Here is a 12,321-nt window from a genome sequence, read left to right as displayed (position 1 = left end):
GACCTGAGAGAATGGTGAACATGGCCCAAGACCGCCCACCCGTCGCCCACCACCGCCCTCAAACGGGGCGCTCCGCGCCGCTGCCCGAACCCCGAGTTCTCTCCGGAATCCAGCCCACGGCAGGCTCGTTCCACCTCGGCAACTACCTCGGCGCCGTCCGCCAGTGGGTGGCCCTCCAGGAGTCCCACGACGCGTTCTACATGGTCGTCGACCTGCACGCGATCACGATCCCGCAGGACCCGAAGGAGCTGCGCGCGAACACCCGGCTCGCCGCCGCCCAGCTGCTCGCCGCGGGCCTCGACCCCGAGCGCTGCACGCTCTTCGTCCAGAGCCACGTCCCGGAGCACGCCCAGCTCGCCTGGGTCATGAACTGCATCACCGGCTTCGGCGAGGCCTCCCGGATGACCCAGTTCAAGGACAAGTCCGCCAAGCAGGGCGCGGACCGCGCGTCGGTCGGCCTGTTCACGTACCCGATCCTCCAGGTCGCGGACATCCTCCTCTACCAGGCCAACGAGGTGCCGGTCGGCGAGGACCAGCGCCAGCACATCGAGCTCACCCGGGACCTCGCCGAGCGGTTCAACGGCCGCTTCGGCCCGACCTTCACGGTCCCGAAGCCGTACATCCTCAAGGAGACGGCGAAGATCTACGACCTTCAGGACCCGGCGATCAAGATGAGCAAGTCGGCGTCCACGCCGAAGGGCCTGATCAACCTGCTCGACGAGCCCAGGGCCACCGCGAAGAAGGTCAGGAGCGCGGTCACCGACACCGACACGGTGATCCGCTACGACCCCGCCGAGAAGCCCGGCGTCAGCAACCTCCTCACGATCTACTCGACCCTCACGGGCGCGGGTGTCGCGGAACTGGAGGAGAAGTACGACGGCAAGGGCTACGGTGCGCTCAAGACCGACCTCGCCGAGGTCATGGTCGAGTTCGTGACGCCGTTCCGGGAGCGTACGCAGCAGTATCTGGACGACCCCGAGACGCTCGACTCGGTCCTGGCCAAGGGCGCGGAGAAAGCGCGTGCCGTCGCCGCCGAGACGCTCGCCGACGCCTACGACAAGGTGGGCTTCCTGCCGGCGAAGCACTGAGCCGGCCGAGCACGGAGCCGCACACCAAGGGGCGGACGCCCGCCCCGTACCACCGAACAGCGCTGCACATCACTACGGCTGCGCCTGCCCAGGGCACAGCTGTGGTCGTACAGTCGATAGCCGGGCCGGCCGCGACCGCGGTGGGTCCGACCCCGCACAGACGTACCCGACACGACGAACAGGAGACGACGTGGGGACCGTAACGATCGGTGTGTCGATCGCGGTCCCGGAGCCCCACGGCAGCCAGCTCCAGCAGCGGCGCGCGGGCTTCGGCGACGCCGCGGCTCACGGCATCCCCACCCACGTCACCCTGTTGCCGCCGACCGAGGTCGACGACTCGGCGCTGCCGGCGGTCGAGGAGCACCTCGTCCATGTCGCCAACACCGGGCGGCCGTTCCCGATGCGGCTGTCCGGCACCGGCACCTTCCGGCCGCTGTCGCCGGTCGTCTTCGTCAAGGTCGTCGAGGGCGCCGAGGCCTGCACCCGGCTCCAGCAGCGGGTCCGCGACGCCTCGGGGCCGGTCCCGCGCGAGCTTCAGTTCCCGTACCACCCGCACGTCACCGTGGCCCACGGCATCGACGAGGCCGCCATGGACCGGGCCCACGAGGAGCTGTCCGGCTACGAGGCCGCGTGGCCCTGCACCGGCTTCGCGCTCTACGAGCAGGGCGCCGACGGCGTCTGGCGCAAGCTCCGCGAGTACACCTTCGGCACCCCGGTGGTGCCCCCGCAGGCCTCCGCCCCCGCGGAGCAGGGCTCCCTGCCCACGTACTGAGCCTCAGACGGGCAGCCGCCGGAACACACCGCGCGGCAGGTGGCGCATCGCCGACATCACCATGCGCAGCGCGCCCGGCACCCACACCGTCTCCGAGCGGCGCCGCAGCCCCAGTTCGACGGCGGTCGCGACCGCCTCGGGGGTGGTCGCCAGTGGGGTCTCGTCCAGCCCGCTGGTCATCCGGGTACGGACGAAGCCGGGGCGTACGACCATGACGTGCACGCCGGTGCCGTGCAGGGCGTCGCCGAGGCCCTGGGCGAACGCGTCGAGGCCCGCCTTGCTGGAGCCGTAGATGAAGTTCGAGCGGCGGGCGCGCTCGCCGGCGACCGAGGAGAGCACGACCAGCGAGCCGTGGCCCTGGGACTGGAGCGCGCGGGCGGCGATCAGGCCCGCCGAGACCGCGCCGGTGTAGTTGGTCTGCACGACCCGTACCGCGTCGACCGGTTCGCGCTCGTCGTGCGCCTGGTCGCCCAGGACGCCGAACGCGAGCAGCACCATGTCGATGTCGCCCTCCGCGAAGACCTTGCCGAGCACGGTCTCGTGGGAGGCGGGGTCGAGCGCGTCGAACGCGACCGTGTGGACGTCGGCGCCCAGCGCGCGCAGGCTCTCGGCCGCCTGGTCGAGCGCCGGTGAGGGGCGGCCGGCCAGCCACACCGCGCGGGTGCGGCGCGCGACGAGGCGGCGGGCGGTGGCGAGCGCGATCTCGGACGTACCGCCGAGGACGAGCAGGGACTGGGGGAGGCCGAAGGCGTCCTTCATGACAGGCTCCGTGAATCGTCGGACGGCCCGCGGGGGCCGGATGGACGGGATGGGCCAAAGGGCCGGATGGTCCGGGTGCGGTGGGTCAGAGGGTGAGGCGGCGGGACAGGTTCGAGCGGAACACCCCGCGCGGATCGACCTCCGCGCGCAGCGCACGGAAGTCGTCCAGGCGCGGATACATCGCGGCGAGCAGATCGGGCCGCAGCCGCGCGTCCTTGGCCAGGCAGACCCGGCCGCCCGCGGCGGCGACCTCGGCGTCCAGCGCGTCCAGGAAGCCCGCGAGGCCGGGCAGGGACGCCGGGAGGTCCAGGGCCAGCGTCCAGCCCGGCACCGGGAACGACAGCCAGCCCGGGTCGGCCTCGCCGAACCGCTTGAGGACGGCCGGGAAGGACGGGCACCGGCGGTCCGCGACCCGCCGCACGATCCGCCCCAGCGCCTCCTCCTGGCCCTCGCCGACGGCGAACTGGTAGCGAACGAAGCCGCCGCGTCCGTAGATCCGGTTCCAGTGCGGGACGCCGTCCAGGGGGTGGAAGAAGGCGGGGACGCGCTGGAGTTGGCCGGTACGCGCGCGGGCGGCACTTCTGAACCACAGCTCGTTGAGGAGCCCCACCGTCCTGCGGCCCAGCAGCCCCTCCGGGAAGAGCGCGGGGGCGGACGGCAGCCGGAGGGGGCGGAACGCCAGCGGGTGCCGCCTCGCGCGCGTGCCCGGTTCCAGGGCCTCCAGGGGGACGTGGTCGGCGCGGGTGAGGACGGCCCGGCCGGTCGCCGCGCCGCGCGCCATGAGGTCGATCAGGGCGGACGTGTAGCGGTGGCGCCGGCCGCCGGTCGTCAGACGGGCCAACAGGTCGTCGAGGTCCGCGGCACGCTCGGTGTCGACCGACACCAGGGACGTCTCGACCGGCAGGAGCCGGATCGTCGCCGTGAGGATCACGCCGGTCAGGCCCATACCGCCGGTCGTCGCGTCGAACAGGGGCGTGCCCTGGCGGACGGTACGGATACGGCCGTCCGCGGTGAGCAGTTCGAAGGACGGCACATGGCGGGAGAACGCGCCGGCGACCGCGTGGTCCCTGCCGTGGACGTCCGCGCCGATCGCGCCGCCGACGGTCACGTACCGGCTGCCCGGCGTCACCGGCAGGAACCAGCCGAGCGGCAGCAGCACCTCCATCAGCCGGTGCAGGGAGATGCCCGCGTCGCACAGCACGGTCCCGGCGGTGACGTCGATGGCGTGCACCCGGTCGAGCCCGGTGAGGTCGAGCACCGACCCGCCGGCGTTCTGCGCCGCGTCCCCGTGGGCGCGCCCCAGGCCTCTCGGAATGCTCCCGCGCGCCCCGCTGTCCAGGACGGCGGCCACGGCCTCCTCGTACGACCGTGGACGGATCAGTCGTGCGGCGGTGGGTGCGGTGCGGCCCCACCCCGTGACGGGAACGGTGTCGGCAGGCATGTCGGTGACCGTATCGCCCTTTGTGCGGGGGTTCGGGCGGCCGACGCAGTCACCTCCGCGAAATGGGTGATTAGTGGTATGTCATCCGATATCGCGGGAGTCTGCTCGATCTCCGGCACACGGTTCGCCCGCCGTCGGCCACACTCGCCCACTTTCGGGGCACCAGGACATTGGTTGTCCCCAACGAGGGCAGAGTCGGATCATGGACTGGCTGAAAAAGCTCCCGGTCGTCGGACCGGCGGCGACCTGGCTGATGGCCACGCACGCGTGGCGGTCGTACGAGCGCCTGGACCGGGTGAAGTGGTCCCGGCTGGCCGCCGCGATGACGTTCATCAGCTTCATCGCGCTGTTCCCGCTGCTGACCGTGGCCGCCGCGATCGCCGCCGCCACACTCAGCGCGGATCAGCGCGCGGACCTGGAGGACAAGATCGCCGACCAGGTGCCCGGCATCTCCGAGCAGCTGGACATCAGCTCCCTCGTCGACAACGCCGGCACCGTCGGACTCATCGCCGGCGCCCTGCTGCTGTTCACCGGCATCGGCTGGGTCGGCTCCATGCGCGACTGTCTGCGCGCGGTGTGGGAGCTGCCCGACCGCGAGGACAACCCCGTCCTGAGCAAGGCCAAGGACGCCGTGGTCCTGCTCGGCCTCGGCGGCGCGCTGCTGGTCACCGTGGCCGCCTCGACCGTCGCGTCCCTCCTCGTCGACTGGATCGCCGACCGGATCGGCATCGAGGAGGGCGGCTGGGGCAGCGTCCTGCTGCGCACCGCCGCGTTCCTCGTGGCCGTACTCGCGGACTTCCTGCTCCTGCTGTACGTCCTCACCCTGCTGCCCGGCGCGGAGCCGCACCGCCGCCCGCTGCTCGTCGCGGCACTGATCGGCGCCATCGGCTTCGAGCTGCTGAAACTGCTGCTCAGCGGCTATATCCAGGGTGTCGCCGCGAAGAGTATGTACGGCGCGTTCGGGGTGCCCGTCGCGCTGCTGCTGTGGATCAACTTCACGTCGAAACTCGTGCTCTACTGCGCCGCTTGGACGGCGACGCAGGGCGACGGCGAGGAGTCCGCGGAGAGCGTCACCGACGACGACGTACCAGGTCCGGCAGTGGCCAGCGCCGATTGACCAGAAACGCACCGGCGGCCAGGAGCACGAGCACGGCGCCCGTGATGCCCAGCGCGACCCCGATGCCGCCCGAGCCGTCGTCCGTCGCGGCCGCCACCGGCTTCGCCGACGCGTCACCGCTGCCGCCGGCCTCGCCCGAGGCGCCGGTGTCACCGGAGGCCGTCGCACCGGGCTGGGCGCTCGGGGCGCCCTGCGGAGCGACCAGCTCGCCGACCGGCTCGACCTTGCCGGCCGCCTTGAAGCCCCAGTCGAAGAGCTTCGCGGTCTCCTTGTAGACCTTGTTGTGGCCGTCCTCCTGCGGGTTCATCACCGTGACCAGGAGGACCCTGCCGTCGCGCTCGGCGACACCCGTGAAGGTCGCGCCCGCGTTCGTCGTGTTGCCGTTCTTGACGCCGGCGATGCCCTTGTACTGCGACATGTCGTAGTCGCCGGTCAGCAGCCGGTTGGTGTTCTGGATCTCGAAGGTGCCGCGGCTGGTCTTGCCCTTCTTGTCCTTCTTCGTCTCGCCGGGGAACTTCGCGACCGCCGTCGAGCAGTACTCGCGGAAGTCCTTCTTCTGAAGCCCGGAGCGGGCGAACAGGGTCAGGTCGTAGGCGGAGGAGACCTGGCCGGGCTCGTCGTAGCCGTCGGGGCTGACCACGTTGGTGTCGAGGGCCTGGAGCTCCTCGGCGTGCGCGTTCATCTCCTTGACCGTGTTGGCGATGCCGCCGTTCATCGCGGACAGCACGTGCACGGCGTCGTTGCCGGACTTCAGGAAGACACCGAGCCACAGGTCGTGGACCGAGTAGGTCTCGTTCTCCTTTATGCCGACCATGCTGGAGCCCGCGCCGATGCCCGCCAGGTCGTTCGGCACCACCTTGTGCTTCTCGTCCTTCGGGAACTTCGGCAGCACGGTGTCCGCGAACAGCATCTTCAGCGTGCTCGCCGGGGCCAGCCGCCAGTGCGCGTTGTGCGCGGCCAGCACCTCGCCGGACTCGGCGTCGGAGACCATCCAGGAGCGCGCGGTGACGTCCTTGGGGATCACCGGCACCCCGGGCGCCAGATTGGCCTGGGTACCGGCCTGGCCGAGCCGCTCGCCGCCGACCGTCGACATGTTCGCTGGAGGCGTCGCCGACGGGCTCTTGCCGGTGGACGGACTGCCTGACGGACTCCCGGACGGCTTCCCCGACGGGCTCCCGGACGGGCTCGTGGTCGGGCTCGTCGACGGACCGGGGGCCGCGAGCGCCGCGGGCGCGGTGAGCGAGAGGGTCAACAGGACGGCAGAAGTGACCAACAGGGTGCGCCTGGCGGTCTGCTGGGGAGCGGGCACGACCGAGAACGTACATGTACGAGCTGTGGATGTCCCCACCGCCCTCCCACCCCGGAAACGGAACCGGACACCCGGCGGTGATACTGAAGGTATGAAACTCAGCCGCCCCGTCTCCTGGTTCCTGCTCGTCTTCGGGGTCTGGAGCTGGGTCATCTGGGTCACCTTCGTCAAAAACCTGATCAAGGACGGCAGCGGGCTGGCGTTCGACGACGGCCGGCCCACGGCGTACTTCTGGGTGCACCTGTCGCTGGCGGTCGTCTCCTTCGTATTGGGGACGGTCGTCGGGTTCATCGGGTTGCGTGGAGTGCGGGCACTGCGTCGCACGTCATAGCGGGCCGCCTCGCGACCGGGCGAGCGGTCTCACAAGCAAAGGGACACAACAGCGTGGTCTTCGTTTTTGTGCTCGCGGTCGCGGGCGTCCTGGTGGCGGCTAACTGGTATCTCTGGCGCCGCCTGTTCCGCGACACGACGACAGGTCCCGGCTGGGTGCGCCGGGGCGGCGCCGTGCTGATAGCGGGCATGTGGGTGCTGGCGATCGGCGCCCAGGCGGCCGAGCGCGGCGGCGCGCCCTTCACGGTCCAGAAGGTGCTGGCCTGGCCGGGCTTCCTGTGGTTCGCGCTGGCGATGTACCTGTTCCTCGCCGTGCTCGCGGGCGAGATCGTACGGCCCCTGCTGCGCCGCTACCTGGAGCGGCGCAGACCGGCCGTGGCCGCCGTACCCGAGACGGCCCAGGTACCGGCCGCCACCGCGCCCGCGGGCCCGACCGAGGCGCCGGTGTCGGACCGGTCCGCGGAGGAGCCGGGCGACGCGTCCGACGCGTCCGGAACGCCCGCGGCGCCGCAGTCGGACCGCCTGGTCGCCGCGCCCTCCCGGCGGCTGTTCGTCTCCCGGGTCGTGGCCGGTGCCGCCGCCGCGGCGGCCGTGGGAACCGTCGGCTACGGCACGGTGAGCGTGCTGAACGGGCCGAGCGTGAAGCGGGTGACCGTGCCCCTGGCCAAGCTCCCGCGCGCCGCCCACGGCTACCGGATCGCCGTCGTCAGCGACATCCACCTGAGCCCGGTGCTCGGCCGGGGCTTCGCGCAGAAGGTCGTCGACACGATCAACTCGACCCAGCCCGACCTGATCGCGGTCGTCGGCGACCTGGTCGACGGCAGCGTCAAGGACCTCGGCCCGGCCGCCGCACCCCTCGCGCAGCTGAAGGCCCGGCACGGCGCGTACTTCGTCACCGGCAACCACGAGTACTTCTCCGGCGCCGAGCAGTGGGTCGACGAGGTCCGCCGCCTCGGCCTGCGCCCGCTGGAGAACGCCCGCACCGAACTGCCCCACTTCGACCTCGCCGGGGTCAACGACATCGCCGGTGAGGACGAGGGCCAGGGCCCCGACTTCGCGAGGGCCCTCGGTGACCGCGACCGGGCCCGCACCTGTGTGCTCCTCGCCCACCAGCCGGTCCAGATCCACGACGCCGTCGACCACGGAGTCGACCTCCAGCTCTCCGGTCACACCCACGGCGGCCAGCTCTGGCCCGCCAACTACATCGCCGCCGGGCAGAACCCGACCCTGGCGGGCCTGGAGTCCTACGGCGACACCCAGCTCTACGTCACCCGCGGCGCCGGCGCGTGGGGCCCGCCGACCCGGGTCGGCGCCGAGTCCGACATCACGGTGATCCAACTGGCGTCCCGCCAGGCGTAACCGCCGCCGCGTGCGGGCCCGGCGTGTCCCGGGCCCGCCCCGGTCCGCGGCCCTCGCGCACCCGGGCCGCCGAAATCCCTCCGTAACCCCCCTCCTTCAAGTTTCTCCCATGCTCGACAAAAGCCCGTTCCCCACGTGAAACGGCTGTGATGGGGTGAGCCGCGCCACCAGGAGCGCCTCGCGCCGCCGGGGGAGTGGCACACCACCGGGTTCTGGGGAGGACTTGCCATGCGTTCCGTCCGGATACGGATGCTCGCCGTGCTGCTGGTGCTGGCGGCGGCCGGGGTGACGGCCTGGGAGCTGGTGCCGGCCGACCACCACGGCGGCGGGACGATCACCGTCGGCACCACCGACGCCGTCACCTCCCTCGACCCGGCCGGGGCCTACGACGCCGGATCCTGGGCCCTGTTCAGCAACGTCTTCCAGTCCCTGCTGACCTTCGCGCCCGGCGGCACCGCGCCCGTGCCGGACGCCGCGCGGAGCTGCGAGTTCACCGGCACCGGCCTGCGCGAGTACCGCTGTGAGCTGCGCTCCGGGCTGACCTTCCCGAGCGGCCGGAAGATGACCGGCGCCGACGTGAAGTTCTCCGTCGACCGGGTCAGGAGGATCAACTCCGACGTCGGGCCGGCCTCGCTCTTCGCCAACCTGCGCTCGGTCACCGCCGACGGCCGCACCGTCACCTTCCGGCTCTCCTCGTCCGACGCCACCTTCCCGTACAAGCTGGCCACCGGCGCGGGCGCGATCGTCGACCACACCAAGTACCCGGCGGACGCCCTGCGCACCGGCACGGGCGCCGACGGCACCGGCCCCTACACCCTCTCCTCGTACACGAAGGACAAGTCGGCGGTCCTCAGGCCCAATTCCGGCTACCACGGCGCCGTGACCGCCGCCGGCAGCCCCGTCGAGCTGCGCTACTACGGCAACTCCCGCGACCTGGACCGCGCCTACCAGGACAAGCAGGTCCAGGTCGCCACCCGGCAGCTGTCCCCGGGTTTCCTCGCCGGGCTCTCCGCGAGCGACCCCGGGCAGCGGGTCGCCGAGGCCGACAGCTCCGAGACCCGCAACCTGTACCTCGACACCCGCGCGGACTCACCGCTCCACGACCCGCGCGTACGCCAGGCCATGGCCTGGCTGATCGACCGGGACCGGCTGGCCGCCGACGTCTACGACTCCACCGTCGACCCGCTGTACTCGCTGATCCCGGCAGGTATCACCGGCCACACCACCTCCTTCTTCGACCGCTACCCCAAGCCGGACGTGAGCAGGGCGAAGCAGCTCCTCACCGACGCCGGGATCTCCCTCCCGGTCCGCTTCACCTACGGCTACGGCGAGGGCCGGGGCGCCGCGGCCGAGGAAGCGGCCGAACTCAAACGGCAGTTGGAGGCCGGCGGACTGTTCCGGGTGACCGTCAAGGGCTACGAGTGGACCGACTTCCAGAAGCGCTGGGCGGCCGGAGAACTCGACGCGTACGCCGTCGGCTGGGTCGCCGACTACCCCGACCCGGACACCTTCGGCGCCGCGCTCGTCGGCACCGGCTCCACCATGAACACCGGCTACAGCAGCCGGACCGTCGACGCGCTCATCCGGTCGGGACAGCGCTACGCCGACCGGGGCCGCGCCGCCGACGACTTCCGCGACATCCAGGACACCGTCGCCCAGGACGTACCGGTGATCCCGCTGTGGCAGCGCAAGGAGTACGTGGTGGCCGCCGAGGACGTCGGCGGCAGCCAGTACCTCACGGACGGCACGGGTGTGTTCCGGCTCTGGCAGCTGGACCGGATCTGAACCAACCGGTGTCAGGCGTTCAGCGGCACCCGGGCCGGCAGGGTCACCGTCACCGCCAGCCCCTCGCCCGGCGCGGTCCGTACCACCACCTCGCCGCCGTGCGCCCGCACCACACCCTGCACGATCGCCATGCCCAGACCGCTGCCCGCGCCGCCGCCCGCCCGGAAGAACCGGTCGAATATCCGGTCGGCGTCCTGCTGATCAAGACCCGGCCCGTCGTCCTGCACGCAGAGCCGCACCACACCGTCCACCCGCTCCACACCGAGCCACACCGGCACGTCGCAGGCCGTGTGGATCCGTACGTTGGTCAGCAGATTGCCCAGCACCTGGCGCAGCCCCGACTCGTCGGCCCGGACCAGCAGCGCGCCCTCCGCGCCCACGTCGATGGGCCGCTGCGGCTGCTGCACCCGCAGATCCTCGGCGGCGTCCCGGACCAGACGGCTCAGGTCGACGTTGCGGAACCGCAGTTCGGGCTGCTGGTCGAGGCGGGCCAGGGTGAGCAGCTCGTCGACCAGCCGGCCCATCCGGTCGGCCTCGGCCATCATCCGGTCCCAGGCCCGTCTGCGCTCCTCCGGGTCGCGCAGCATGCCCTTGTCGTACAGCTGGAGGTAGCCGCGTATCGCGGACAGCGGGGTGCGCAGCTCGTGCGAGGCGTCGCCGACGAAGCGGCGCAGCTGGGCCGCGCTGTTCTCCCGTGTGCGGTAGGCCGACTCCACCTGGTGGAGCATCGAGTTGAGGGCGAGCCGCAGCTGCTCCACCTCAGTGGTGGAGTCCCGGCTGGAGGGGACCCGCCGGGTGAGGTCGCCCTCGGCGATCGCCGTCGACGTCTCGACCATGTCCTCCAGCGGCCGGGTCCGCCGCCGCACCGACCACATCGTCGCGCAGGCCAGCAGCAACAGCAGTACGGCACCGATCCCGAGGTCCACGCGCAGGGCCTTGGCGACACCCTCGTCCAGCGCCTCGGTGGTCGTCCCGATGATCAGGAGCGTGCCGTCCGACAGTTCGACGCCGACGGCGCGCATCCGCTCGCCCTCGACCGTGAAGTCCCGGGGCGAGGAGGCGGCGGCCAGTCCTGCGGGGTCCGGGACCGCGGCGGCCAGGATGCGCTGCCGTGGGGTGGGCTTGAGCGGGCCCAGGGCGAGTGGCCGGCCCGCCGTGTCCACGGCCACGAACACCGTGGGTGACGTGGGCAGATGCTGCATCTCCGAGGGGCTGCCGAACTTGTCGAGGAGTATGCCGAGCTCGCCGAGCGCCGCGACCTGCTCCATGCTGAAGCCGGCGCTCTTCAGGGCGCTGCGCGAACCGAGGAGTTCGGAGTCGACCTTGTCCAGCAGGTAGTGCCGCGCCGTCATCAGGCTCACGGCCGTCGCCACGGCGATGCCGAGGGCGAGCAGCACCACATTGGCCAGCGTCAGCCGGGCACGCAGCGAACGCGGGCCGCGCGGCCGGGACCCGGACCTGGACCCGGACCCGGACCCGGGACGGGGGCGCACGCGCGCGAGGAGGCTCTTCGGGGGCGTCATGCCAGCCCGTATCCCACACCGCGCCGGGTGGTGATCAACGGCGGCCCCAGCGCATCCAGTTTGCGGCGCAGATAGCTGATGTAGGTCTCCACCACGGTCGAGTCCGGCGCGTGCTCGTACTGCCAGACGTGGCGCAGGAGCTGCTCCTTGGGCACGATCCGGCCGGCGTTGCGGACCAGGAAGCGCAGCAACGCGTACTCGGTCGGGGTGAGTTCGACGCTGGTGCCCGCGCGGCGCACCGAGTACGTCGTCTCGTCCAGCTCCAGATCGCCGTACCGCAGGGGCGGGCGCTGGGGGAGGACGTCGGCCGGGAGGGTGCGGCGGAGCACGGCGGTGACGCGGGCGATGACCTCGTCGATGTTGAACGGCTTGGTGATGTAGTCGTCGCCGAAGCCGAGGGCGCCGACGATCTCGGCGGGCGAGTCGCGCGCGGTGACGAAGACCAGCGCGAGCTCCGGGCGCCGGGCGCGCAACTCGCGGCCCAGCGCGCGTCCGTCGCCGTCCGGGAGCATCACGTCGAGCAGGGCGGCGTCGACCGCGGTGTGCCTGCCGAGTTCCAGCGCCTCACGGACCGTGCCCGCCGTCATCACCTCGAAGCCGTGGAAGCGCAGCGCTATGGCGAGGACGTCCGCGATGGATTCCTCGTCCTCCACGATCAGCACGGTGCCAGGAGCCGTCGACATGCCCCCAGTATCGGCCGGGGCACTGACAACGGGCCGCCCTCTTCCCCTTGGAATTCCTTGAGAGTCATGGGCAGTCCGTGTCCCTGTGCCGGTGCCGCCACCAATCCTGTCCCCAGGACCTGGGGGGACCTTCCGGATAAGGAGCTTGAGCGTGA

Annotated in this window: 11 protein-coding genes; 6 read left to right on the top strand and 5 right to left on the bottom strand. The window is 71.8% G+C overall.

What is annotated here, in order from left to right; all coding sequences use genetic code 11:
- Positions 1-20 precede the first annotated feature (20 nt).
- Entirely contained in the window at positions 21-1,088 is a 1,068-nt protein-coding gene (gene trpS / locus ACIQAC_RS12805; protein WP_402189838.1) for a tryptophan--tRNA ligase, read from the top strand.
- 190 nt (positions 1,089-1,278) lie between these two features.
- A complete protein-coding gene (locus ACIQAC_RS12800; RefSeq protein ID WP_402189836.1) occupies positions 1,279-1,860 on the top strand; it encodes a 2'-5' RNA ligase family protein in 582 nt (193 codons plus the stop codon).
- A gap of 3 nt (positions 1,861-1,863) precedes the next feature.
- On the opposite strand, the gene ACIQAC_RS12795 is transcribed toward ACIQAC_RS12800, so the two are convergent.
- Entirely contained in the window at positions 1,864-2,619 is a 756-nt protein-coding gene (locus ACIQAC_RS12795) for a decaprenylphospho-beta-D-erythro-pentofuranosid-2-ulose 2-reductase (protein ID WP_402189834.1), read from the bottom strand.
- A gap of 85 nt (positions 2,620-2,704) precedes the next feature.
- Positions 2,705-4,060 carry an FAD-binding protein gene (locus tag ACIQAC_RS12790; RefSeq protein ID WP_402189831.1) on the bottom strand — a complete coding sequence of 452 codons (1,356 nt, stop codon included), beginning with the start codon at positions 4,058-4,060 and terminating at the stop codon, positions 2,705-2,707.
- Between the two features lie 202 nt (positions 4,061-4,262).
- On the opposite strand from ACIQAC_RS12790, the gene ACIQAC_RS12785 reads away from it, so the two are divergent.
- Positions 4,263-5,177, top strand: coding sequence for a YihY/virulence factor BrkB family protein (locus ACIQAC_RS12785; RefSeq protein ID WP_402189829.1), 915 nt, complete (start codon positions 4,263-4,265; stop codon positions 5,175-5,177).
- On the opposite strand, the gene ACIQAC_RS12780 is transcribed toward ACIQAC_RS12785, so the two are convergent.
- Positions 5,131-6,486 carry a D-alanyl-D-alanine carboxypeptidase family protein gene (locus ACIQAC_RS12780; RefSeq protein ID WP_402189826.1) on the bottom strand — a complete coding sequence of 452 codons (1,356 nt, stop codon included), beginning with the start codon at positions 6,484-6,486 and terminating at the stop codon, positions 5,131-5,133. The two genes, ACIQAC_RS12785 and ACIQAC_RS12780, sit on opposite strands and share 47 nt — an antisense overlap.
- A 91-nt stretch (positions 6,487-6,577) precedes the next feature.
- Between ACIQAC_RS12780 and ACIQAC_RS12775 the strand changes: the two genes are divergently transcribed.
- The 3 genes from ACIQAC_RS12775 to ACIQAC_RS12765 all read left to right on the top strand — a co-directional run bounded on the left by ACIQAC_RS12775 (position 6,578) and on the right by ACIQAC_RS12765 (position 9,960).
- The gene (locus ACIQAC_RS12775) at positions 6,578-6,817 is read left to right on the top strand and encodes an SCO4848 family membrane protein (protein ID WP_402189824.1); all 240 of its coding nucleotides are present in this window, start codon (positions 6,578-6,580) and stop codon (positions 6,815-6,817) included.
- A gap of 53 nt (positions 6,818-6,870) precedes the next feature.
- Complete coding sequence (locus tag ACIQAC_RS12770; protein ID WP_402189821.1) at positions 6,871-8,175, top strand: metallophosphoesterase; 1,305 nt, start codon at positions 6,871-6,873, stop codon at positions 8,173-8,175.
- Between the two features lie 228 nt (positions 8,176-8,403).
- Positions 8,404-9,960, top strand: coding sequence for an ABC transporter substrate-binding protein (locus ACIQAC_RS12765; RefSeq protein ID WP_402189819.1), 1,557 nt, complete (start codon positions 8,404-8,406; stop codon positions 9,958-9,960).
- An 11-nt stretch (positions 9,961-9,971) separates the two neighbouring features.
- Here ACIQAC_RS12765 and ACIQAC_RS12760 read toward each other — a convergent pair whose 3' ends face one another.
- Positions 9,972-11,483, bottom strand: coding sequence for a sensor histidine kinase (locus ACIQAC_RS12760; RefSeq protein WP_402189817.1), 1,512 nt, complete (start codon positions 11,481-11,483; stop codon positions 9,972-9,974).
- Positions 11,480-12,166, bottom strand: a complete 687-nt coding sequence (locus ACIQAC_RS12755) for a response regulator transcription factor (protein ID WP_402189815.1) — start codon at positions 12,164-12,166, stop codon at positions 11,480-11,482. The genes ACIQAC_RS12760 and ACIQAC_RS12755 overlap by 4 nt, the downstream gene beginning before the upstream one ends.
- Positions 12,167-12,321: the final 155 nt, after the last annotated feature.

It is taken from the genome of Streptomyces sp. NPDC088387 (assembly GCF_044753385.1).
Classification (GTDB): Bacteria; Actinomycetota; Actinomycetes; order Streptomycetales; family Streptomycetaceae; genus Streptomyces.
The sequence above is the reverse complement of the archived record's forward strand: the minus strand, read 5'-3'. Positions and strand labels throughout refer to the sequence as shown.